A 21,502-nucleotide genomic window follows, 5' to 3' on the forward strand; every position below is an offset into this window, starting at 1 on the left:
ACTCGCTTCTGGCGGGCCGACAGAAAAGGCGGCTACCTTTCTCACTGTGCAGTCGAAGAACGTCATCACCGAACGAATCGCCACCGCGCTGCGCCGCTTCCCGCCGTTTTCCATGATGGAAATGGAAACGGTGCAGCAACTCGCCGCCGAGGCTTCGGTGCGCGCGATGGCGGCGGGAGACTTCGTGTGGCGCCAGGGCGATCGGCCGCGGGACGAAGTCCTGTTTGTGGCGCGCGGCCGCGTGGAATATATCTGGCAGGTCGAGGGGCGGCGGGAGCGCGTGGATATTCGCGACGTCGGCGACGTGCTCGGGTTCACCGCCGTCACGCACAACGAAGCCCAGCACAGCGTCTCGGCGCAGGCGGCGGAGGATTGTCTTTTCTACATCCTGCCCGCCGCGCGCATCCGGCCGGTGCTCGAGACGCACGATGAGGCGCGCCATTATGTGCGACGGCATTCCTACTGGGTCGCCCGCGTCGGTCAGACCGTGGCGTTGACCGAGCCGACCGACTCCGCGATCGCAGGGCGCGCCAAAAACATCCTGCAGGCGCATCTCGACGGCGCGCAGCTCATTCAGCTGCGGCCGGCCGAGCGGCTGCTCACGTGTGCCCCGGATGCGCCGATCAGCGCCGCCGCGGCGCTCATGGCCGCCAAACAGGTGCCGTCGATCCTGATCGTCGATCCGGAGCGCCGGCCGCTGGGCATCGTGACCGCCAACGCTCTCGTCAAGCAGGTGATCGTCGACGGTATTGAAAAAACGGCGACAGTCGCGTCCGTCATGGCGCAGCCGGTCATCACGGTCTCGCCCCAGTCGAGCGCCACGGCGGCGATGCTGGTGATGCTGCGCGAGCGCATCGGGCAGGTGTGCGTGACCGAGGACGGGACGCCGCACTCGCCGGCGCTGGACGTTTGCACGCAGAAGGACCTTCTCGCGCAGAGCGGACATCATCCCGCCGGCTTGCTGCGCGAGATCCGGCTCGCGCGCACCAATCCGCGTTTTCGCGAGCTCTGCGACGAAATCCAGTCGATCGCCCGCAGCTATCTCGAGGCAGGGGTGTCGGCGATCTATCTCGGCCAGATTTGCGCGGAGCTTTACGACGAACTCGTGCAGCGGCTGATCGAGCTCTCCGCGGCCGAGCTGGCGAATGCGGGCACGCCGATCCCTCCGACGGCGTGGGCGTGGATGTCGGTCGGCAGCGACGGACGCCGCGAGCAGATCCTGCGGACCGACATGGACAACGCGCTCGTTTTCGAGCCGCTCGGCTCGACCGAGGCGGACGAGGAGGCGAGGGCGGTGTTTCTGCAGCTGGCCACGCGGGTGATCGATCGCATGGCGGCGGCAGGCTTCGCGCGCTGCCAGGGCGGCGTGATGGCACTGAATCCGCGCTGGTGCCGCACGTCTGCGGAGTGGCTCGCGGAATTTCAGACTTATGGCAACGACCTGGAGGGCGATCGGCTGTTGCGGGCGATGGTGCTCTATGACCTGCGTTACGTCGCCGGCGACAAGTCGCTCTGCGAGACGCTGCGTCGGACGATTTTCGACACCGTGACGGCGAACGGCCGGTTGCAGCGGCGTCTGGCGGAACACGTCGTCGATACGGCGCCGCCGCTCAATTTCATCGGACGTTTCGTGATGGAAAAGCTCGGCGCCGGCCAGGAGGAGTTCGATCTGAAATCGCGCGGGATGGCTCCGCTGCGCGATGCGGCGCGATTGTTGTGCCTGAAATACCGGTTGAGCCGCCGCTACTCCACGGGCGGCCGCTGGGAGGAGGTGCGGCGAAACCAGCCGCGGCTGGCGGAACTCGCCGCGTCCGCGCGAGACGCCTACGATTTCCTGCTGCGGCTGCGCACACTCAACGGACTCAAGCGCGGCGACTCGGGGCGCTTCATCAATTCGGGGCAGCTGTCCAAGCTCGAGCGCAGCCAGCTCTCGAGCATCTTCGACGTGGTGCGGCTCGTGCAGGAAGCGCTCCGCCGCGAGTTCGATCTGATGGGGCCGCGCTGATGTTATCCTGGTTCAAACGCCGCTCGCTCGCGCCGTCGGCGCTCGCATATCGCGAGAGCACCGATCCGCGGGTGCCGAAGAAAACGGCTGTCGACACGCTGTCGTTCCTCGTGCTCGACGCGGAAACCACAGGCTTCGATCCCGTGAACGATCGCATCCTTTCGCTCGCCGCCGTGCCGGTGCGCGCGGGTGTGGCGGAGCTCGCGGGCCTGCGTTCCTGGTTGGTTTACCAGCCGCGGGCGCGGCTGACGGAGGCGGTGCGGGTGCATGGCATCCTTCCGTCGGAGACGCGCACGGGCGAGCCGGAGGAGGCGGTGCTGGAGGCGTGGCTGCCGCTTGCGACGGACACGGTGCTGGTGGGGCATCACCTGCGCTTCGACGTCGCCATGCTCAATGCCGCGCTGCAGCGGCATTTCCGGGTGAAGCTTCGTAATCCGATGCTGGATACGGCGCATCTCGCGATGCGCGCGCTGGAGGCGTTTCGGAAAACCGGTTATCCCGGGCAGCGGGTGCCCTCGCTCGACGAGGTTTGCACGCACTGCGGCATCACGCCGATGGAGCGTCATACGGCCGAGGGCGATGCCTTCACGACGGCGGAGCTGCTGCTGGTGCTCTGCGCGAAATACGCCCGGCTGCTGGGTCGACCGCTTACTGCCGGGGACCTGCCGCTCAACGAGCCCTGATTCGTCAGGAGCGTGGTTGGCAAGGGCGTGGCTCGCGACGCGCCTGAGGGCCCATGAAAGCGACTCGGCGCGAGGGTCTCGGACCCGCGGCTCACAGGAATCACGTCACATGCCGGCGGAAAATTGCACTTAGCTCTTTGACGTGGCGGCGATTCGATTACGGTGCGTGTTCCCCGCATGCAGGCCGCGACTCACATCCACGTCAAAGGTGCGCGAGAGCACAACCTGAAGAACCTCGAGCTGCGGATTCCCCGCGGAAAGCTCGTGGTCGTCACCGGCCCGAGCGGCTCGGGCAAATCGTCGCTGGCCTTCGACACGATCTACGCCGAGGGCTACCGCAAATACATGGAGAGCCTTTCCACGCAGGCGCGGCAGGTGCTCGAGCAGCTGAAACGCCCGGACGTGGATTTCATCCATGGTCTCTCGCCTGTCCTCGCGATCGAGCAGCGAACGGGTGCCGGCGGACCGCGCAGCACGATTGCGACGGCGACGGAGATCGCGGATTATGCGCAGCTGCTCTGGGCCCTCGTCGGTGAGCAACGCTGTCCGAAGGACGGCGGCCGCGTGGTGCAACGCTCGCTCGATGACAACGTGCAACGCGTGCTGACCCAGTGCGCCGGGGAGCGGATCATCCTGCTCGCGCCCTGGATGCGCGCGAAGGCGAGTGTGTTGCGCGAGGAGTTGCCACGGCTGCGGCAACGCGGATTTCAACGCGTGCGACTCGACGGCGAGGTCAAAAACCTCGACGAGCCCAAGCTGATTTCCACCGCGGCGAAGGAGATCGCGGTCGATCTCGTGATCGACCGGCTGGTGGCGTCGGCGGACCAGCGCAGCCGGCTGGCCGATTCGCTCGAACTGGCGTTTCGCGAAGGCAAGGACCGCGCGATCGTGCTGGCGCAGAAGTCGCCCGATGCGCCGTGGCGCGAGCTGCCGCTCAGCCAGTCGCTCGCGTGCGAGATCTGCGGCGATGTATTCGAAAAGCTGACACCACGGCATTTCTCCTTCAACCACAGCGAGGGCGCGTGCCCGACCTGCGGCGGGCTCGGCCGCAAGCTGCGTTTCGTGCCGGAACTGATCGTGCCGGATCCGGAGAAGAGCGTGCGCGAAGGCGCGATCAAGCCGTGGCGGATCGGCGGAAAAAATCTGATCATCAAGCACAATGCGCTGCTGAAACAGCTGGCCGAGCAGCTGCCCTTCGATCCCGACAAGCCGTGGCGCTCCCTGCCGGAGGAGACGCGCGACGCGATCCTGCACGGCGCGGGCGAGCGGCAGTTTGCGTTCAAGCTCCGCCGGATGCGCGAGGCGAAGGCGATGCCCTTCGAAGGGGTGATCGCGGATCTGGAGGACAGCTGGCGGCACACCGACAGCGAAGGATTCCGCGCGCGACTCACGACCTTCATGGTCGCGGGCGAGTGTCCCGAATGTCACGGCACGCGGCTCAACGCCCGCAGCGGCGCGGTGCGCCTGAATCTCGGCGAACCGGGAAGCGCGGGCGGCGAGCCGCCGTTTCACACGTATCCGCAATTCCTCGCGCTCGATGTCGAGACCGCGAACGCTGTCGCGAAACAGGCGGTGACGATGCACGGCGCGAACGAAGCGGTGCGCGAAGTCGTGACCGGCATCGAGCAGCGGCTCGCGTTTCTCCTCGAGACCGGACTCGGCTACCTGACGCTCGACCGCGATTACGCGACGCTGTCGGGCGGCGAGGCGCAGCGCGTGCGGCTGGCGACGCAGCTCGGCATGGGATTGATGGGCGTGATCTACGTGCTCGACGAGCCGAGCATCGGGCTGCACCCGCACGACAATCAAAAGCTGCTCGAGACGCTCCAGGCGCTGCGCGATCGCGGCAACACGGTGATCGTCGTCGAGCACGACGAGGACACGATGCGCATCGCCGACCAGTTGATCGAGCTGGGACCAGAGGCGGGTGTCGAAGGCGGTTATCTGCTGTTTCAAGGCACGCCGCAGGACTGCATGAAACTGCCGGCGAAACTCTCGCGCACCGGACCGTTTCTGGCGCGGACGCTGGGTGTCGTGAAGGACGCGAAAACGAAGCAGCCCGACGGCGCCTGGCTCACGGTGCGCGAAGCGCGGGCCAATAATCTTCGCGGCATCGATGCGCGTTTTCCGATCGGTCTGCTCACGTGCGTGACCGGCGTGAGCGGCTCAGGCAAGAGCACCTTGGTGAACGACATCCTCGCCACCGCCGCCGCGCGCAAGCTGAACGGCGCGAAAGCGTTTCCTGCGAAACACCGGCAGATCGAGAATCTCGATTTCTTCGAGAAGCTCGTGCAGGTCGACCAGGAGCCGATCGGCCGCAGCCCGCGTTCGAATCCGGCGACGTATGTCGATCTGCTCGGACTGTTGCGCGATTTGTTCGCGCAGGTGCCGCTCGCGAAAGTGCGCGGCTACAAGCCGAGCCGGTTCTCGTTCAACGTGCGCGGCGGTCGCTGCGAACGCTGCCAGGGCGATGGCATGATCAAACTCGACATGCAGTTCATGGCCGACGCCTACGCGCCCTGTCCGAGCTGCGGCGGGCGGCGCTTCAACCGCGAAACGCTCGAGATTCTGTTTCACGGCAAGTCGATCGCGGACGTGCTCGACTTGACCGTGCGCGAGGCGATCGCGTTGTTTCGCAATATCCCGCGCGTGATCGACAAGCTCGCCACGCTCGATGCGGTGGGCCTCGGCTACCTGACGCTCGGCCAATCGGCGACGACGCTCTCGGGCGGCGAAGCGCAGCGATTGAAGCTCTCGCTCGAGCTCAGCAAACGGCAGCAGGGTGGGACGCTTTACATCCTGGACGAGCCCACGACGGGACTGCACTGGGTCGACATCCAGCGCTTGATGGACCTGTTGTTCAAGCTGCGCGACGCCGGCAACACGGTGATCGTGATCGAGCACAACCTCGATGTCATCAATCTCGCCGACTGGATCATCGATCTCGGCCCGGGCGGCGGTCGCGATGGCGGCGAGATCGTATTCGCCGGGGCGCGTTCCGAAATCGAAACGTGCGAGCGTTCGCTGACCGGCGAGGCGCTGCGTCGCTGGTCGATGGCGGCGCGCGACTAGCCACGGTCGTGCGCGGTCTAGCGAATGAAAAGTAGGGCGGGTCTCCGACCCGCCTTCGACCGCGTGCAGCGCAAAAAGGCGGGGCGGAGACTCGCCCCATCTGAAGGGGTGGCGACAGCAGCAGGTGCGCTTCGCCGCACAATTCCGGCGCGGGGTTGGCCAAGGAACGCGCAGCGGCGGCGGGCTCCGCGGCGTAGAGTTTCGCCATGAACTCGCCGTTTCATGTGAGTCAGTATCCACGGCGGATCGTCTGGTTCATGGCGATCGCCTGGGCGGTGATTGTGGGGAAATGCGCGGCGGTCTGGTGGGCCGTCGGGCATTGGAATCTGCAATTCAATCCGTTCTGGGTGATTGGCCCGACCCTGACGTTTGCCGCCCTGGTGACGCTCATCTGGCTGACGCATCACGAAGAGTGAGCCGCGCGCTCACGTGGCGCTTTCGCCGGCGAGGAAATCGCCGGCGTGGTTCGTGTTTTCCTGCGATCGGACCATGTTGATGCATGCAGATTTCATCACTCGAATTTCGCGGCACGAAAGCGCATCGCGTCGTGTCACTTCAGACGGGCGCCAGCGTCATGCGTGCTGGTTGCTCCGATACCCCATGAGACCCCTGCGCCATTTGCTCCTTTGCGCATCGCTGCTGGCCGGCCTCGGCGGCGGCGCTGCAGCAACATCGGTTTGGGGGCAGACCCCGACGCCTCCGGAGACCGCGGCGTCGCCGGCGGTTTCGCAGCTCGCGCCCGAACAACTCGAACAGCTCGTGGCTCCGATCGCGTTGTATCCCGATGTCCTGGTGGCGCTGATCCTGCCGGCCTCGACCGAAAGCTCGGACGTGGTGCTCGCTGCGCGCTACCTGCGCGACAACGGCGATGCGAACCAGATCGATGCCCAGTCGTGGGACGACGACGTCAAGGCGCTCGCGCGTTATCCGGATGTGATCAAGTGGATGGACGAGAATCTCGCGTGGACGCAGCAGCTCGGTGAAGCGTATCTCGCCAGCCCGGAAAACGTGATGGCCGCGGTGCAGCGCGCGCGCAGTCGCGCGAAAGCGGGCGGGCTGCTCGTCAGCACGACGCAGCAGACAGTGTTGGACGAAAATGGATACATCCGGATCGTGCCCGCGCAGCCGGAAGTGATTTACGTGCCGCGGTATGACTATCGCGTCATCTACGTCGAGCATCCGACCTATTATCAGCCGGACACCTGGCTGACGTTCGGCGTCGGATTCGGCGTCGGCTGGTGGCTGCACAACGACTGCGATTGGGGTCGCCGTGTGATCGTGGTGAATCGACGGCCGGCCGCACACTGGCGGTTGCACGACTGGCAGCGCCAGCATTTCGCGCACCGTCCGCAATTCGGCGATCACTGGCGTCCGTGGACGCCGCCGGCGGGACGGCCGCGTCCGCCTTTTCATCGTCGCGATTTCACATCGCGGCGTGAGTTTCCCCATCCGGGGCCGGTCGGGCCGCCGCGCGTCGATCGCGATCGCGACCGTGACCGGCGGCCGCAGCCCGGGCGCTTGACCGATGAACGGCGATGGCAGCACCGGCCGTCCAGCCCGGCGGGAGCACGCGAAGTGAAGCCGAATGTGCCGCCGCCTGCGTCCGGAAACCCGCCGCGGGAGTGGACGCGCAATGCCGATCGCGTCCCGCGCGTGCGGCCATCGCAGAATGTCCCGCCGCCGTCGGCCACGGCACAGGCGCCCGCCGCTCGGCCGGACACGCCGCCGCCTCCCGGCCGACGCAACGAAATCCGTTCGGCGCCAATGGCGACGTCCCGTCCGCCCGTGACTGCGGCCCCGCGAGCCCCGCAGGTCGCAGCCTCGGCTCCGGCCCCGCGTGCACCCGCCGCGGCGCCCGCACGAGCACCGTCGTTTTCGCCACGCTCGGAGCCGACGAGTCCCGGCGGTTCGGATCGCGGACGGGGCGACAACGGCCGCGGTCGCGCTCCGAATCGCGATCGTTAAAATCGCCAACAACAAAACACCCGACCGGCGTTGTCGCTGGTCGGGTGTTTTTTTTAAGGGATGGCGGACTTCACTGCCAGTAACCGCGCACGTAAACGTAGCCATTGCCTTGGCGCCGCCACTCCGGCGGGCGGAAGGTGGTGGATCCGGCCGGCGGGATTTCCCAGTGCCCCGCGACCCACGAATAATTCTGGCCGTTGTCGTAGGACCAGTAGCCTGGAACCCAGAGCGCGCGGGCGTTGGGCCGTTGCGAGATCGACTCCGGCTCGGTGACCGTCGGCATGGGCGGCGGGGTGTCGACGTAAATATTGGTCATCGCGTTGCTGGGAGCGTCGGCGCTGTAGACCGGCGGGCTGCCGGTGCTGGCGGCTTCGCGTTTGTCTTTGGCGTGGCCCATGGCGCCACCGGCGATCGCACCTGCGGCCGCGCCGATCGCCGCGCCGCTGGCGGCGTTGCCGCTGCCGCGATTGTTGCCGATGATCGCACCGGCGAGTGCGCCCAGCGCTGCGCCGCCGGCGGCGCCACGTTGCGTGTTGGAGGCGGTGCTGGTGCAGCCGCCGCCGACGAGCGAGGCGATCGTCAGGGCAAGCGTGCACGCCTGCTGAGTCGGGGTTAAACGTTTCATGACAGCCGGATAGTCCGGCGGCAGGAAACGGCGTTCCTAGGGTCGCCACCCGAGAGGTTCGTCGGCGTTTGCACGCCGCGACGGATCAACGCACCGCGGCCCAGACGCGCTGCACGTCGTCGTGATCCTCGAGCGCCTGGAGAAATTCGCCGACTTCGCCGCGGGCGTTGTCGTCGAGCTCCGGGTAATTCTTCGGCAGGTAACCGATCTCGCTCGTGACGACGGACCAGCCGTGGCCGCTGAGCCAGGAGGAGACCGCGTGGACACCGGTGCGCTCGGTGATGAAGCGCGCGCCTTTGCGATCGGCCGGGATGTCGTCGTTCTGCTCGTGCGTGAGCGCCTCGAAATCATTGGCGCCGGCTTCGATCGCCGCGGCTTCGAGATCTGCGGCCGCATCGGCGGTATGCGCTTCGACGATCCCGACATGATCGAACAGAAACTTGTTGCTGCCGGCGGCACCGAGAACGCCCTTCTTGAACAACACGCGGATCTCGGGCGCGGTGCGCTGCGGATTGTCGGTGTAGACTTCGACAATCACGGGCACCTTGTGGGGCGCGTAGCCTTCGAAAACCACGTGCTCCATCGCGGACTTGTCGCCGCCGACACCGGAGCCCTTGGCGATCGCACGCTCGATCACGTCGGCTTTCACGCTGGCTTTCTTCGACTTCTCGACCGCGGCGAAGAGCCGGGCGTTCGCCGAAATGTCCGGCCCGCCGAGCTTCGCGGCGACGGTCATTTCTTTGACGAGTTTGCCGACCACCTGGCCCTTTTTGAGGTTTACGATGGCGCGTTTCGCGTGGAGCCATTGACGTCCCATAAGCCGCTGACGCTGACAACCGGCCCGAAGGCGCGCAACGACGAAGCGTGGCATCCGGCGGACGAAAAAGCACGAGGCCCGCTGTAACTTTCCGCGCCGCCGCGGTGTGCTGAGGATATCCGGCGCACGTCGCGCCTTTCCCTCAACCCCCTCGTTCCGTCATGAAATCCACCCTTCGTTTCGCCACGTTAGCTGCCGCTATTACGCTGGGCACGTTCGCCGCCCGTGCGGCCGAACCCGGCTATGTCGATCTGGGAAAGTTCACGCCCGCCGAGGGCTGCCAGTTTGTTGAAGTGAACCTCGACCTTCCGCTGCTCAAGGTCGCGTCGCTCTTCGTCGGTCAGGAGGAGCCGCAGGCGGCCGAGTTGATCCGCAATTTGAAACGCGTGCACGTGAACGTCGTCGGCTTCAACGACACCAATCGCGCCGACACCCTGGCTCGCATCGGCCAGATCCGCGATCAACTCGAGAACGCCGGCTGGACCCGCGCCGTCACCGTCAAGCAGGGTGCGAGCGAGGGAGACGCGGATGTCGCCGTCTTCGTCAAACTGAACGCCGACTCGGCGATCGGTGGCGTCGTCGTCACGGTCATCGATTCCAATGAAAAGCAGGCGGTCTTCGTCAATGTCGTCGGCAGCATTCGTCCCGAACAACTCGCTGCGCTCAGCAAGCGATTCAATCTGCCGGGTCTCGATAAAGTTGCGCCGGCGAGCAACAAGAACGCGTGAAGAATAGGCTAGCCGCCTTCGATCTCAGCCATGAACGCGAATCACGCCACGCCCCAAGCCCCGCGTCGCCGGTGGTGGGTTTGGCTCCTGGGGATTCTGGGAGCCTCGCTGCTGCTCCTCGCGGTCGGCGTGTATAATCTCCTGACGCTCACGCGTGATGCCGCGGTGCTGCGGGACAGCGTTCGTCAGGCGATGCACGAGCGCCCGTCGACCGAGATTCAATTCACGGCCGGTCCGGTGCTCCTCACGGCGGCGCGAGCGGGATTGGCGTTTGCGCCCAACGTGCCCGCTGAGGCGCGGATGGCCTTGCGCGCTCTGCGCAAGGCGAGCGTCGGAGTTTACACGCTGCCGCACGCCCCGGACGCGACGCAGCGTCAGGCGGCATTGCTCGCAGCGGACCAGCGCCTGGCGGAGCGTGGCTGGCATCGCGCCGTGGCGGTCAACGATGGCGACAGCACGGTCGCGATTTACGCGAGCGAGGCGTTCGGCTTCGGCACGCGGGAGCATGTCTGCGTGGTCGTGATCGAGGGCGAGCGGCTCGTGATCGCCGCCGGCACGGTCGCCGCGGAGCCGCTGGTGCAATTGGTGGAGAAACGCGGCGGGCTGGCGAAGCTGTAAATTGGAGCGGATAGAGTGCAGATTTCGCTCCGCTTTTGTTCGAGGCGAAGCGAAGGTTTGGGCGTGAAGCTGCCGACCATCGTTCATCTCGACGCCGACGCGTTCTTCGTGTCGTGCGAGCTCGCGCTCAAGCCCGAGCTGCGGGGGACGAAGTGCGCGGTCGGCGGCCGGGAGCGCGGGATCATTTCGTCGGCCAGCTACGAGGCGCGCGCCTGCGGGGTGTATACGCCGATGCCGACCCGGCGCGCGCTGCAGGTCTGTCCCGACCTGATCATGCTGCCGCACACGTCGGGGCTCTACAGCAAGGTGTCCCGGCAGATGTTCGAGCTCTGCGAAACGCTCACGCCGATCGTGCAGCGCAACTCCATCGACGAAGGTTATCTCGATCTCACGCCGTGCGGATTCGGGAGCACGGAGGAAATCGAAAAAGCCGTGCGCGGATTGCAGGAACGGATCTGGCGCGAGTTGCAGATCACGATTTCGTTCGGGATGGCGATCAACAAGCTCGTCGCGCAGATCGCGTCGAAACTGCGCAAACCGCGCGGCTTCGTCGTGGTGCCGCCCGGCACCGAGGCGGCGTTTCTCGCGCCGTTGTCGATCGGGAAACTTCCAGGCGTCGGCCCGAAGACCGAGGAGGTGCTGGTTCACCGCCACGACATCAAACTCGTCAGCGATCTGCTGGCGCGCAGCGAAAGCGAACTGCAATCGATCTTCGGCCGCGGCTGGCGCGAGATGGTGGAGTGCGCGCGCGGCATCGACGACCGTCCGGTGGAAACGGAACACGAGGATGCGAAAAGCTATTCGCAGCAGGAGACCTTCGGCGAGGACGTCGGCGATTTCGCGGAGATCGAACGCGTGGCCAAGCGGATGATCGACGAGCTGTTGCCGAAGATCCGCGAGGATGGGAAACGCGTGCGCACGATGACGCTCAAGGTGCGCTATCCGGACTTCTCGCAGGAGTCGCATGGCCGGAGCCTGGCTGAAGCGGTGGACCTGGAGGCGCCGTTTTATCCGCTGGTGAAACCGCTGCTGCAGGCCGCGTGGAAAAAGCGCCGGCCGTTGCGTTTGATCAGTGTGCGGTTTTCCGCAGTGGAGGACGGCGCGACGCAGTTGGAGATGTTTGCCGAGACGGATGAGAAGCGCCGCCGCCTCGCCGGGGTGATCGATGCATTGAATCGTGGCGGACGCGCGGCGGCGGTTCAGCACGGGCACCAACTTGCCAAGCGCTCGCGAGCGCGCTAAGTCCGCCATCGCTATGCCGATTTACGAGTATTACTGCCCGGACAATCACACGATCTACCAGTTCTACGCGAAGACGCTGGCGCAGGGGCGCACGATCCCGAAGTGCCCGCACAATCCGCAATTCCGGATGGTGAAGATGCTGTCGCAATTCGCGGTCACGGGACGCAAGAAGGACTCCGGCGACGTTGACGCGAATCCCGCCGCGGGAATGAGTGGCGATCCGGCGGAGGACGCGCGGATGGAGGCGGCGATGAACGCGATGGAAAAGGAGTTCGCGAACGTCGACGAAAACGATCCGCGCGCGATGGCTCGCATGATGCGGCGGATGTCGGAGCTCACGGGAGAAAAGATCGACGGCGAAATGGAAGAAGTGGTGCGCAAGCTCGAGGAGGGCACCGATCCCGAGGCGCTGGAAGACGAACTCGGCGGCGAAAAACCCTGCAGCATGCCGGATCCCGACGATCCGTTCGGCGAAAGAATGGGAAACGGCGGCCCCGCGGCGGATCCGAAGGAGCCGCGGCATCGTTTTCGCGTGCGACGCGGCGCGCCGGCGCGCGATCCGCAGCTTTACGATTACGAGTGAGGACGCGCGCGAAGGCGGCGCACGCGCGAATTCCTTTTGGTTTTCGCGCGATTCGTGTCTTTCATGGGAACTGTCATGTCATCGCCCGAACTTCTTGCCCGCATTGAAGCCGCGAAGCACGCGGTGCTCGCGCAGACTCCGCTGCTGCATCAATTCTTCGGCAAAGCCGAGAGCCAGTGGAAGGCCGACGGCACGCGCGTGACCACGGTCGATCTGGCGATTTCGGCAGCGATCGTGGGCGAACTCGGAAAGCGATTTCCAGACGACGATTTTTTCAGCGAGGAGCTGACGCACGCCGGCGGCGCGATTCCGCTGACGAAGCGTTTTGCCTGGGTGCTCGATCCGATCGACGGCACCAACAATTACGCCATGGGCATCGCACACTGCGCGATCTCGCTCGGCCTGTTTGAAAACGGGCACCCGGTTTACGGCGTGGTTTACGATCTGGCGCGGCGCACGCTGATCCACGGCGGACCGGGGCTGGGGTTGTTCGATGGCGACCGGCCGGCGCATGTGCGGCGCGAACCGCCGGATGCGCAGACGCTGCTCGGATTTCACAGTCCCTACGACAAAACCTTCGCGCCGCATGCGACGACGCTGGTGCAAAATTTCAAGATTCGCGGCCTCGGCAGCAGCACGCTGCATCTCGCTTACGTGGCGGTCGGCATCCTCGGTGGGACGGTCGACCACAACGTGAAGATCTGGGACATCGCCGCCGCGGTGCCGCTCTGTCTGGCGGGCGAGGGCCAGGTGCAGTTTCTCAACGGCGAACAGTTTCCGCTGATGCAGTTCGATTTGAAGATGCGGCGGATCTTCTATGTCGCGGGTAATGCCGCGATCTGCGCGCGCGTGCGGGAGTTGTTGCAGGCGTAAACCCTCAGATCGCGCGACGCAGCGGCTCAGGAATGGGCCAGCGCCTGCGGCGCGGCGGTGAGTTGATCGATCGCCTGGATGAGGTGGGCATTGACTTCGCTCATCGTGCCTTCGCCGGACACGGCGATCAGCCGGCCCGCGCGCCGATAGTGATCCAGCACAGGCGCGATGTTTTCGCGAAAGGCGGTCAACAAACGCGACGCGTGCTCGTCCTGAGAGACGGGTATGGAAGGCAGAGTGCTGTTGCACAGATCGCAGACCCCCAACTGCGTCGGCGGCTTCAGGTGCGGATGATAGGTGATGTGGCAGGTTGGACAGACAATGCGCTCGGCGAGCCGCCGCAGGATCTCGGCATCCGAGACCTCGAGGTGAATGACGGCGTCGAAGGTGCGTCCGTGGCGGAGCAGCGCCTCGTCCAGCGTGCGCGCCTGCTCGAGCGTGCGCGGCAAACCGTCGAACAACGCTCCGGCGCGGCGCGGAAGCTCCGCGCACCAGCCTTCGATCATCGCGGCGATGGTTTCGGCGCTCAGCGGCGCGCCGGATTTCTGGTGCCGGCGAACGGCGTTGGCGAGTTGCGTGTGTTGTTGCAGGTGCTTGCGAATCAGATCGCCAAGCGAAACGGCGCGGAGTCCGTAACGAACGGCCAGCGAGCTGGCGTGAGTGCGCTTACCGGCGCCGGAAGGACCAAGGATCGCGATGTTCATTGGGGTAAAGGCAGCGATGGGAATGGAAAAATCCTCGCAGCGGACGAGCGACGGGACGACGTGGATATGAGGGAAATCGCACGGTGAGGTGGCTCGCGTGGGGCGCTGGGGTGACGCGGCGCGACCGGGGCGGCCACGCGCGCGGAGCGTGGCAGAAATGAAGAAGAGATTCTCCGCGTTTGTTGGCTTTTAGCGCGCGAATCCTGCGCGATGTCCGACTAAACCTGATACGACTGCAGCGGGACCGGATCGATGACCTTGGTTTCCGGCAACGCCGCGGCGAGCGATTCGGCGAACCACGCGCGCGCGGCAGGATCGCCGTGGGTCAGGACGATGCTGCGGGCGCTGGTCTGCACGGCGAATTCGAGCAGTTCCTCGCGATCGGCGTGACCGCTCAATTCGAAGCGCTCAATGCGCGCCTTGACCTTCGCTTTCACGTGCACGGCGCCGAAAACGAAGTCGTCGCCCGGATTCGCGGCGAGCAACTGGCCGCCGGGCGTGTCGGGATCGCAATAGCCAACGAAGCCGATCGTGTTGCGCGCGTGATTGAGCAGTCCGGAGGCGAGCGTGTAGCTGGGCGTGCGCTCGACCATCATGCCGGAGCTCACGAGATAGATGGCGTTCTGCTTCGGATCCTCGCCGGCATTGAGCTTCCGGGGCGTCGGCTTGATCTTCAGGTCCTTGATGACGCCACGATTGAACTGGAGCGACTTGGTCTTCCGCGTGATCTCGTCGAAATAGTCCGCGAGATCCATGCCGAGGCCGGACGCGTAGATCGGGCAGTTGACGAGCCGGCCGAATTTCCGCGCGTCGTGGAAAACCGCGAGCATCTCCTGCATGCGCCCGAGCGCGAACACCGGCAGCAGGAACGAGCCGCCGCGCTGGATGGTGTCGTTGATCGTGTCGACCAGACGCGCGACTTCGTTGACGCGCTCCTTGCCGGCGGGGCGTTCGGTGATGCCGCGGGTGGTTTCGGTGACGAGCACGTCGAAGTGTCCGGCGGGGAAACGCGCGCCGTTCAGCGTGCGTTGGTTCTCGAACATCACGTCCCCGGTGAAGAAGACGGTGCGGTGCTTGTGGCGGATCTCGACGCCCGCGGCGCCGGCGACGTGGCCGGCGTGGTGAAAGGTGACCTCGATCTCGTCCTTCGCGCCGCGAAATTTTTTCACGTGGCCCATCGGCAGACCGGTCAGCCGGCCTGCGCAGCGATCGATGTCGTCGTGCGTGAAGAGCGGGTAGTCGGGGATGTTGTCCTCCTCGCGCTGGCGCATCATCACGTTCGCGGAATTGTGCAGCATGCGTTCGATCAGCATGCGGCTGCCCTGCGTCATGATCACCGGCGTGTTCGGATGTTCGCGCATCACGACCGGCAGGCTGCCGATGTGATCGAGATGGCAGTGCGTGATGATGATCAGATCGAGCTCGTGACCCCGCAAGGCGGTGAGATCGGGAGTGGCGGCACGGCCGACTTTTTTCGGATGGAGCCCGCAATCCACGAGGACGCGCAGGTCGCCGAACTGAACGAAAAGGGAGTTGGCGCCGATGCCGCCGTCGCGGTTGAGATCAATGAGCTTCATGAATCTCGCCGAGAGAGAACGGGAAACGCATCGGAAACGAGCAGTTTTTCAGGATCGCGGAATCTCCATCTCGAACGGCGGCAGCAGAACGTGGATCCGATTGCCCTGGTCGTCGACGCCATGAAAGCAGCCGTGCGCGACGGCGTCGCAGCCGGACACATGGTAGCTGTTGTAGGAAAACTGCTCACCCGGCCCAAGACGCGGCGTTTCGCCCACGATTTTGTCGCCCTCGATCACGAGCCGGCTGCCGTCGGCGTGCTGGATCACCCATTTGCGGCCGAGCAGCGTGATGGTGCGGTCGGAGGCATTCTCGATCGTGATGAAATAAACGAACGCGTGCGGCTTGTCCGCCGGCAGCGACGGGCCGCCATGATGGTAGGCGAGCCGATCGAGGCGCGCCTGCAGGCCGGGAACTTCGCTGGAAAAACAAGACACGCCGCAACAAGAGCCGGGAAACCGCGTGCGGCAAGCGGCGAATCCAGACGCGTCCGCGGGCGACGCATGACCGCTTCGCTGACGCGCAGGCGCCGACAATCGGCTTGCTGCACGCGGGACGAAAACCAGAAACTCGCCCCCTCATGGCCAAACTCGCCCTCCTTTCCGTCAGCGACAAACGCGGTCTCGTGGACTTCGCCACGGCCCTGGTGAAGCAGCACGGCTACACGCTGCTTTCGACCGGCGGAACGGCCAAGCTTCTCGCGGAAAAAGGACTGCCGGTCACCGAGGTCAGCCAGCACACCGGGTTTCCCGAAATCATGGAAGGCCGCGTGAAAACGCTGCATCCGAAGATCCACGGCGGCCTGCTGTGTCGCCGCGACAAGACCGAGCATCTCGCGCAGGCCGCGCGCAACGACATCGCGCTGATCGACCTCGTGGTCGTGAACCTTTACCCGTTCGAGGAAACGGTCGCGAAGCCGAACGTGTCGCTCGAGGAAGCGATCGAGAACATCGACATCGGCGGGCCCTCGATGCTGCGCTCCGCCGCGAAGAATCACGAAAGCGTGACCGTGGTGTGCGACCCCGCCGATTACGATCGGGTGCTCGCGGCGTTCGCGGAGGAAACGGCGAAGCCCGAACAACTCGCGACGCTGCGCCGGCAACTCGCGTTGAAGGTGTTTCAGCGCACGGGCAGCTACGACACCGCGATCGCGCGCTATCTCGAAGCGCAGGAAGCGGCGCCGGATCTCGAGGCGTTGAGCGGATTTCCCGGCACGCTCACGCTATCGTGGAAAAAGGCGCAGTCGCTGCGCTACGGCGAAAACCCGCACCAGCAGGCGGCGCTTTACGGCACGTTTCACGAGCACTTCCAGCAACTGCAAGGGAAGGAACTCAGTTATAACAACATTCTCGATATCACGTCGGCGACGTATCTCATCGGCGAATTCGAGCGGCCGACGGTCGCGATCCTCAAGCATACGAATCCGTGCGGCGTCGCGAGCGCCGACACGTTGACCGACGCCTGGGAAAAGGCTTACGCGACCGATCGCCAGGCGCCGTTCGGCGGCATCATCATCGTCAACCAGACGCTCGACGGCACCCTTGCGAAGACGATCGCGGAAATCTTTACCGAAGTGATCATCGCCCCGCGTTTCAGCGACGAGGCGCTCGCGATCTTCGCGAAAAAGAAAAACCTGCGCCTGATGATTGCGAAGGGCGGCATCGGCGCCGACGCCCTGCAGGAAATCCGCTCGGTGGTCGGCGGCGTGCTTGTGCAGGACCGCGATCGCACGCTGGGCAACGTGAGCGAATTCAAGGTCGTCACCAAGCGGCAGCCGACGCCGGAGGAGTGGGCGGGCATGATGTTTGGTTGGAAGGTCGGCAAGCACGTGAAGTCGAACTCCATCGTGTATTGCCGCGGCGAACAGACGCTGGGCGTGGGCGCGGGCCAGATGGCGCGCGTGGACAGTTCGCGCATCGCGGTGTGGAAGGCGGGCGAGGCCGGGCTTGATTTGAAAGGTTCGGTCGTGGCCAGCGAAGCGCTGTTTCCGTTTGCCGACGGCCTGATCGCCGCGGCCAACGCCGGCGCGACGGCGGCGATCCAGCCGGGCGGTTCGGTGCGCGATGCGGAAGTGATCGCCGCGGCCGACGAGCGCGGAATGGCAATGGTCTTCACCGGCGTGCGGCACTTCAAACACTGAGCGCGGCCGCTTGCGCAATGCGCCGCAGTTCGCATGGTTGCGGCGCATGAAGAAGGCCCCTGTTCTCGGTTTCTCCGTCGCGGCGCTGCTGGCGCTGGCTGCCTGTTACACCAACCCCGTCACCGGCCGCCAGTCGCTGGTGCTCGTTCAGCCCAGCCAGGAACTCGCGCTCGGCGCACAGTCGTTCGCGGAAATTCGTCAGCAGGAAAAAGTGTCGACCGATGCCGCGCTGAACCAGCGCGTGCAAAATGTCGGGCGACGGATCGCCACCGCGGTCGGCGACCAAATGCCAGGGGCGCAGTGGGAATTTGTGGTCTTTGATTCGGCGGAGGTGAATGCCTTCGCGTTGCCCGGCGGCAAGGTCGGGGTTTACACGGGCTTGCTGAAGCTGGCGGCCTCCGACGACGAACTCGCAACCGTGATGGGACACGAGATTGGGCATGTGATCGCGCGCCATGGCGCGGAACGGATGTCGGAGCAGATGGTGATCCAGGGGCTGGGCGCGCTGGGCACGGCGTATGCGCAGGATCGATACGATCCGCAGACGCTGCAGATCTTCCAGACCGCCTATACCGGATTGGCGACGGTGGGGCGCGTGCTGCCGCATTCGCGCGCGAACGAGAGCGAGGCGGATCACATGGGCGTGCTGTTTGCGGCCAAGGCCGGCTACGATCCTCGCGCGGCGATCACGTTCTGGCAGAAAATGAGCGCGCAAAAAGGGGCGCCGGCCAGCAAGATCGAGACCTTTCTGTCGACGCATCCGGCGGACCAGCAGCGAATCGCGGACCTGCAGGCGCTGATGCCCGAAATGGTGGCGGTCTATGAGCAGAATCGCGGCCGCTACTGAGGGCGTTTTCGGGCGTTTTTCCGGTTGGCGCGGCGACGGGGTTGGCGCACGGTAGCCGGATGTTCGATCCCGTCGAAAAGCTGAAGGAGTTCATTCGTTTTCAAAGCGTCTCCGCCGATTCGAAGTTCAAGGAGGGGATGCGCGGCGCGCAGGAGTTTGTTGCCTCGCTGCTCACGTCGTTGGGTTTCAAGGTTGAAGTCGTGCCGACCGAGCTGCATCCGATCGTCTTCGCGCAGCGCGGCGGCGATGCCTCGTGGCCGCACGTGGTGATCTATGGACACTACGATGTGCAGCCGGCGGATCCGCTGAACCTGTGGAAGACGCCGGCGTTTGAGCCGACGATTGTCGGCAACCGCATCTACGGTCGCGGCGCGGCGGATAACAAGGGGCCGCTCATGGCGAACATCGCCGCGGTCGCGGCGGCGCTGGCGGAGAATCCAAGCCTGCCGCTGCGGATCACGTTTTTGATCGAGGGCGAAGAGGAGATGGGCAGCCCGAGTTTCCCGAAGTTTCTGGAATCGCACCAGGACCGGCTGCGCGAAGCGGATTTCGTTTATCTGTCCGACACGGTTTTGCCGCGTGCGGACCAGGTCGTGATCACGAGCGGATTGCGCGGCCTCGCGCTTTTCGACCTGCATGTGACGGGACCGAAAGGCGACCTGCATTCCGGGCTGCACGGTGGCGTGCTGCGCAATCCGATCCAGGCGCTCGCCGAGATCATCGCCACGCTGCACACGCCGGAAGGACGCGTGAATGTCCCCGGATTCTACGACGACGTCCTCGATGTGCATCCGTGGGAGCGCGAGGAATTGAAGAAACTCGGCGCCGACGAGCAGGCTTACAAGGACTTCCTTGGTATTGAAAGTTTCTATACGACGCCCGGCTACTCGCCCTTCGAGGCGCTGCGGTTCCAGCCTACGCTTGAATTCAACGGCATCGGCGGCGGTTATCAGGGCGAGGGCACCAAGACGGTCATCCCGAGCCAGGCATTCGTGAAGATCAGCTGCCGGCTGGTGCCGAATCAGCAGCCGGACAAGATCAAGCGGCTGGTGATGGACGCGATTCGCGCGCGCGTGCCGAGCGGCGTGAAGATCGACTTCGTCGATCAGCACAAGGGCGATCCCTACGTGGTCGTGCCCCCGGGCAAATCGAACACGCCGAAGGACCAGTCGCCGGTGCTGGCGCGGGCGTTTCGCGCGACGGAGCAGGCGGTCGCCGAGGTCTGGGGCAAGCCGCCGATCTATCTGCGCGAAGGCGGCAGCGTGCCGATCATCGCGGACATCAAACGCGTGACGGGGCTCGATTCGATTCTCTTCGGATTGTTCCTCCCCGAGGACAATCTGCATGCGCCGAACGAAAGCTTTAACCTCGATATCATGAAGCGCGGCACGGAGACGACGAAGCGCGTGCTGCTGGAACTCGCGAAAAAGTAGAGCGAGACGCAGGCGCGACGAGGGTTTCGCGCCACAAAAAAGCCCCGGTAAAAACCGGGGCTTTCGTTTTCAAAGAGTCGGTCGGCGCTCAGGGATGGGCCTTGAGGATCACGATGTCGACGCGGCGATCCTTCGCCATCGTGGCATCGTCGCCATTGGCCGTGGCATCGAGGCTGCCCTTCGAAAGCGTTTCGACGCGATCAGGGCTGACCAGCGAGCCGAGGTAGCGCTTGGCGGCGTTGGCACGGCGATCGCCCAGGCCGAGATTGTATTCGGCGGTGCCGCGCCAGTCGCAATGGCCTTCGAGCAGGACGCGCTGATCGGGATGCTCGCTCAGGTATTTCGCGGCTTCCTGCAGCTTGGCGCGTTCGCTTTCCTTGATGTTGAAACGATCGAAGTCGAAGTAAACGGGCTGGAAGAGGCCGCGGATGCTGTTGGCGTCCTCGAGAATGTTGGGATCGCGCGCCTCCAGGCCCATGGCGGACGGGTCGAGCTGAGCGTTGACGTCCGTCGGATTCAGGGCGCCTCCGGTTCCTGTCGGCCCCAGCACCGTCGCGCTCGGATCCGGGCGCTTCGGTTTTTTGGAGCAGCCGGCAACGAGGAACGCCGAGCTGGCGAGAATCAGGAAAAATTTCTTCGAGGCGATGTTCATGGAAGGTCGGATGGCCGTGCGGGACTAATTGAAGAAAGCTCCCGGAGCGGCAAGGCTTTTACAGCGATTTCTTTGGCTCGATGAGTCCGACCTCCAGCGCGTAGCGGGTGAGGCTGGCGACATCGTGAAGATTGAGCTTGCGCATCAGGTTGGTGCGGTGGTTGTCGACCGTCTTGATGCTGATGCCGAGCTTGGCCGCGATTTCCTTGGTGCTGTGGCTCTCGGCGACGAGCTGCAGGATCTCGCGCTCGCGATCGGTCAGGAAATCGGCGGAGTTGCTGGCGGACGGATTGGCGACGACGTTGCGCAGCAGGGCGGCGACCGCCGGCCCGAAGTAAGTGCCGCCGTTGGCCACGGTTTCGAGGCCCTTTTTGAATTCGAACAAACCCGCGGTCTTTTCGACGAAACCGTGCGCGCCGGCTTCGAGCATTTCGCGAATAAGCACCGGATTTTCGTGGCCCGAGAAGACGAGCACCCGCATCTCCGGCAGCTTCTTGCTGATGCGGCGGAGAAGATCGACGCCGTTCAAACCGGGCAGCTTGGCATCGAGGACGAGGAGATCGGGCTTAACCTCGAGACAAAGGGACAGGGCGCTCTGACCGTCGCCGCTTTCTCCGACCAGCTGGTAGTTGGCATCCAGGCGGAGGATCTCCACGAGCATCTCACGAATGGCGGTTTGATCTTCGACGATAACGAGTCGTTTCATGTAAGGGGCTTCTTTCGGCCCGCGCAGAGTGAAGTGGAGGGATTTCGGACAGCTTGGTGGGTTGGCTGGGATTCGAACCCAGAACCAACGACTTAAAAGGACGCTGCTCTACCATTGAGCTACCAACCCACGAGCGATGAAGAACGAAAATGGGTTTTGCCTTCTCGGCTTGGCAAGCAGTTTTTGGACTGAAAAACCCTGTCCGCGTTGACCCGGCCGCTTCGCGCGAGTAAG

General features: G+C 64.8%; 20 protein-coding genes and 1 tRNA gene. 13 read left to right on the forward strand and 8 right to left on the reverse strand.

What is annotated here, in order from left to right; all coding sequences use genetic code 11:
- Positions 1-46: 46 nt before the first annotated feature.
- The 5 genes from AC6RV7_RS14455 (at position 47) to AC6RV7_RS14475 (ending at position 7,725) form a co-directional block, all read left to right on the forward strand.
- Positions 47-2,005: a DUF294 nucleotidyltransferase-like domain-containing protein gene (locus tag AC6RV7_RS14455; protein WP_500094719.1), complete on the forward strand. Its 1,959-nt coding sequence runs from the start codon at positions 47-49 to the stop codon at positions 2,003-2,005.
- Positions 2,005-2,688, forward strand: coding sequence for a 3'-5' exonuclease (locus tag AC6RV7_RS14460; protein WP_500094720.1), 684 nt, complete (start codon positions 2,005-2,007; stop codon positions 2,686-2,688). Before AC6RV7_RS14455 ends, AC6RV7_RS14460 begins: the two co-directional genes overlap by 1 nt.
- Before the next feature lie 177 nt (positions 2,689-2,865).
- Positions 2,866-5,760: an excinuclease ABC subunit UvrA gene (gene uvrA / locus AC6RV7_RS14465; RefSeq protein WP_500094721.1), complete on the forward strand. Its 2,895-nt coding sequence runs from the start codon at positions 2,866-2,868 to the stop codon at positions 5,758-5,760.
- A gap of 206 nt (positions 5,761-5,966) precedes the next feature.
- The gene (locus AC6RV7_RS14470; protein ID WP_500094722.1) at positions 5,967-6,176 is read left to right on the forward strand and encodes a hypothetical protein; all 210 of its coding nucleotides are present in this window, start codon (positions 5,967-5,969) and stop codon (positions 6,174-6,176) included.
- 184 nt (positions 6,177-6,360) lie between these two features.
- Positions 6,361-7,725 carry a DUF3300 domain-containing protein gene (locus tag AC6RV7_RS14475; protein ID WP_500094723.1) on the forward strand — a complete coding sequence of 455 codons (1,365 nt, stop codon included), beginning with the start codon at positions 6,361-6,363 and terminating at the stop codon, positions 7,723-7,725.
- 70 nt (positions 7,726-7,795) lie between these two features.
- Here AC6RV7_RS14475 and AC6RV7_RS14480 read toward each other — a convergent pair whose 3' ends face one another.
- Positions 7,796-8,350: a YMGG-like glycine zipper-containing protein gene (locus tag AC6RV7_RS14480; protein ID WP_500094724.1), complete on the reverse strand. Its 555-nt coding sequence runs from the start codon at positions 8,348-8,350 to the stop codon at positions 7,796-7,798.
- Between the two features lie 85 nt (positions 8,351-8,435).
- Positions 8,436-9,167: a YebC/PmpR family DNA-binding transcriptional regulator gene (locus AC6RV7_RS14485; RefSeq protein WP_500094725.1), complete on the reverse strand. Its 732-nt coding sequence runs from the start codon at positions 9,165-9,167 to the stop codon at positions 8,436-8,438.
- A gap of 161 nt (positions 9,168-9,328) precedes the next feature.
- Here AC6RV7_RS14485 and AC6RV7_RS14490 point away from each other — a divergent pair, with 161 nt between their 5' ends.
- From AC6RV7_RS14490 to AC6RV7_RS14510, 5 genes are all read left to right on the forward strand, one after another.
- On the forward strand, positions 9,329-9,895 hold the full coding sequence (locus AC6RV7_RS14490; RefSeq protein WP_500094726.1) for a DUF4252 domain-containing protein: 567 nt from the start codon (positions 9,329-9,331) through the stop codon (positions 9,893-9,895).
- Between the two features lie 30 nt (positions 9,896-9,925).
- The gene (locus AC6RV7_RS14495; RefSeq protein WP_500094727.1) at positions 9,926-10,513 is read left to right on the forward strand and encodes a hypothetical protein; all 588 of its coding nucleotides are present in this window, start codon (positions 9,926-9,928) and stop codon (positions 10,511-10,513) included.
- Positions 10,514-10,576: 63 nt separating this feature from the next.
- Positions 10,577-11,755, forward strand: a complete 1,179-nt coding sequence (dinB, locus tag AC6RV7_RS14500; RefSeq protein WP_500094728.1) for a DNA polymerase IV — start codon at positions 10,577-10,579, stop codon at positions 11,753-11,755.
- Positions 11,756-11,768: 13 nt separating this feature from the next.
- Positions 11,769-12,338, forward strand: a complete 570-nt coding sequence (locus AC6RV7_RS14505) for an FmdB family transcriptional regulator (RefSeq protein ID WP_500094729.1) — start codon at positions 11,769-11,771, stop codon at positions 12,336-12,338.
- A 75-nt stretch (positions 12,339-12,413) separates the two neighbouring features.
- Positions 12,414-13,211, forward strand: a complete 798-nt coding sequence (locus AC6RV7_RS14510) for an inositol monophosphatase family protein (protein WP_500094730.1) — start codon at positions 12,414-12,416, stop codon at positions 13,209-13,211.
- Positions 13,212-13,237: 26 nt separating this feature from the next.
- Here the strand turns inward: AC6RV7_RS14510 and AC6RV7_RS14515 are convergent, their stop codons facing one another.
- The 3 genes from AC6RV7_RS14515 to AC6RV7_RS14525 all read right to left on the reverse strand — a co-directional run bounded on the left by AC6RV7_RS14515 (position 13,238) and on the right by AC6RV7_RS14525 (position 15,927).
- Entirely contained in the window at positions 13,238-13,915 is a 678-nt protein-coding gene (locus tag AC6RV7_RS14515; RefSeq protein WP_500094731.1) for an adenylate kinase family protein, read from the reverse strand.
- Between the two features lie 218 nt (positions 13,916-14,133).
- Entirely contained in the window at positions 14,134-15,492 is a 1,359-nt protein-coding gene (locus AC6RV7_RS14520; protein ID WP_500094732.1) for an MBL fold metallo-hydrolase, read from the reverse strand.
- Positions 15,493-15,540: 48 nt separating this feature from the next.
- Entirely contained in the window at positions 15,541-15,927 is a 387-nt protein-coding gene (locus AC6RV7_RS14525; protein WP_500094733.1) for a Co(2+)/Mg(2+) efflux protein ApaG, read from the reverse strand.
- 143 nt (positions 15,928-16,070) lie between these two features.
- Here AC6RV7_RS14525 and purH point away from each other — a divergent pair, with 143 nt between their 5' ends.
- From purH to AC6RV7_RS14540, 3 genes are read left to right on the forward strand one after another with little or no spacing between them, the layout of a single operon-like run.
- The gene (gene purH / locus AC6RV7_RS14530; RefSeq protein ID WP_500094734.1) at positions 16,071-17,630 is read left to right on the forward strand and encodes a bifunctional phosphoribosylaminoimidazolecarboxamide formyltransferase/IMP cyclohydrolase; all 1,560 of its coding nucleotides are present in this window, start codon (positions 16,071-16,073) and stop codon (positions 17,628-17,630) included.
- 46 nt (positions 17,631-17,676) lie between these two features.
- Complete coding sequence (locus tag AC6RV7_RS14535; protein ID WP_500094735.1) at positions 17,677-18,477, forward strand: M48 family metallopeptidase; 801 nt, start codon at positions 17,677-17,679, stop codon at positions 18,475-18,477.
- 59 nt (positions 18,478-18,536) lie between these two features.
- On the forward strand, positions 18,537-19,910 hold the full coding sequence (locus AC6RV7_RS14540) for a dipeptidase (protein ID WP_500094736.1): 1,374 nt from the start codon (positions 18,537-18,539) through the stop codon (positions 19,908-19,910).
- A gap of 88 nt (positions 19,911-19,998) precedes the next feature.
- Here AC6RV7_RS14540 and AC6RV7_RS14545 read toward each other — a convergent pair whose 3' ends face one another.
- From AC6RV7_RS14545 to AC6RV7_RS14555, 3 genes are all read right to left on the reverse strand, one after another.
- A complete protein-coding gene (locus AC6RV7_RS14545) occupies positions 19,999-20,562 on the reverse strand; it encodes an OmpA family protein (RefSeq protein ID WP_500094738.1) in 564 nt (187 codons plus the stop codon).
- Between the two features lie 58 nt (positions 20,563-20,620).
- Positions 20,621-21,268, reverse strand: coding sequence for a response regulator (locus tag AC6RV7_RS14550; RefSeq protein ID WP_500094739.1), 648 nt, complete (start codon positions 21,266-21,268; stop codon positions 20,621-20,623).
- Between the two features lie 54 nt (positions 21,269-21,322).
- Positions 21,323-21,397 (reverse strand) — tRNA-Lys (locus tag AC6RV7_RS14555).
- Between the last annotated feature and the right edge of the window lie 105 nt (positions 21,398-21,502).

It is taken from the genome of Opitutus sp. sgz309028, assembly GCF_059821195.1.

Bases quoted from the DNA above. Each gene is read 5' to 3' on its own strand.
- AC6RV7_RS14520 (WP_500094732.1), bottom strand. From the start codon at position 15,492: ATGAAGCTCATTGATCTCAACCGCGACGGCGGCATCGGCGCCAACTCC.
- AC6RV7_RS14535 (WP_500094735.1), top strand. From the start codon at position 17,677: ATGAAGAAGGCCCCTGTTCTCGGTTTCTCCGTCGCGGCGCTGCTGGCG.
- AC6RV7_RS14495 (WP_500094727.1), top strand. From the start codon at position 9,926: ATGAACGCGAATCACGCCACGCCCCAAGCCCCGCGTCGCCGGTGGTGG.
- AC6RV7_RS14485 (WP_500094725.1), bottom strand. From the start codon at position 9,167: ATGGGACGTCAATGGCTCCACGCGAAACGCGCCATCGTAAACCTCAAA.
- AC6RV7_RS14545 (WP_500094738.1), bottom strand. From the start codon at position 20,562: ATGAACATCGCCTCGAAGAAATTTTTCCTGATTCTCGCCAGCTCGGCG.
- AC6RV7_RS14550 (WP_500094739.1), bottom strand. From the start codon at position 21,268: ATGAAACGACTCGTTATCGTCGAAGATCAAACCGCCATTCGTGAGATG.
- AC6RV7_RS14460 (WP_500094720.1), top strand. From the start codon at position 2,005: ATGTTATCCTGGTTCAAACGCCGCTCGCTCGCGCCGTCGGCGCTCGCA.
- uvrA (WP_500094721.1), top strand. From the start codon at position 2,866: ATGCAGGCCGCGACTCACATCCACGTCAAAGGTGCGCGAGAGCACAAC.
- AC6RV7_RS14515 (WP_500094731.1), bottom strand. From the start codon at position 13,915: ATGAACATCGCGATCCTTGGTCCTTCCGGCGCCGGTAAGCGCACTCAC.
- AC6RV7_RS14470 (WP_500094722.1), top strand. From the start codon at position 5,967: ATGAACTCGCCGTTTCATGTGAGTCAGTATCCACGGCGGATCGTCTGG.
- AC6RV7_RS14490 (WP_500094726.1), top strand. From the start codon at position 9,329: ATGAAATCCACCCTTCGTTTCGCCACGTTAGCTGCCGCTATTACGCTG.
- AC6RV7_RS14480 (WP_500094724.1), bottom strand. From the start codon at position 8,350: ATGAAACGTTTAACCCCGACTCAGCAGGCGTGCACGCTTGCCCTGACG.
- AC6RV7_RS14510 (WP_500094730.1), top strand. From the start codon at position 12,414: ATGTCATCGCCCGAACTTCTTGCCCGCATTGAAGCCGCGAAGCACGCG.
- AC6RV7_RS14505 (WP_500094729.1), top strand. From the start codon at position 11,769: ATGCCGATTTACGAGTATTACTGCCCGGACAATCACACGATCTACCAG.
- AC6RV7_RS14475 (WP_500094723.1), top strand. From the start codon at position 6,361: ATGAGACCCCTGCGCCATTTGCTCCTTTGCGCATCGCTGCTGGCCGGC.
- AC6RV7_RS14540 (WP_500094736.1), top strand. From the start codon at position 18,537: ATGTTCGATCCCGTCGAAAAGCTGAAGGAGTTCATTCGTTTTCAAAGC.
- purH (WP_500094734.1), top strand. From the start codon at position 16,071: ATGGCCAAACTCGCCCTCCTTTCCGTCAGCGACAAACGCGGTCTCGTG.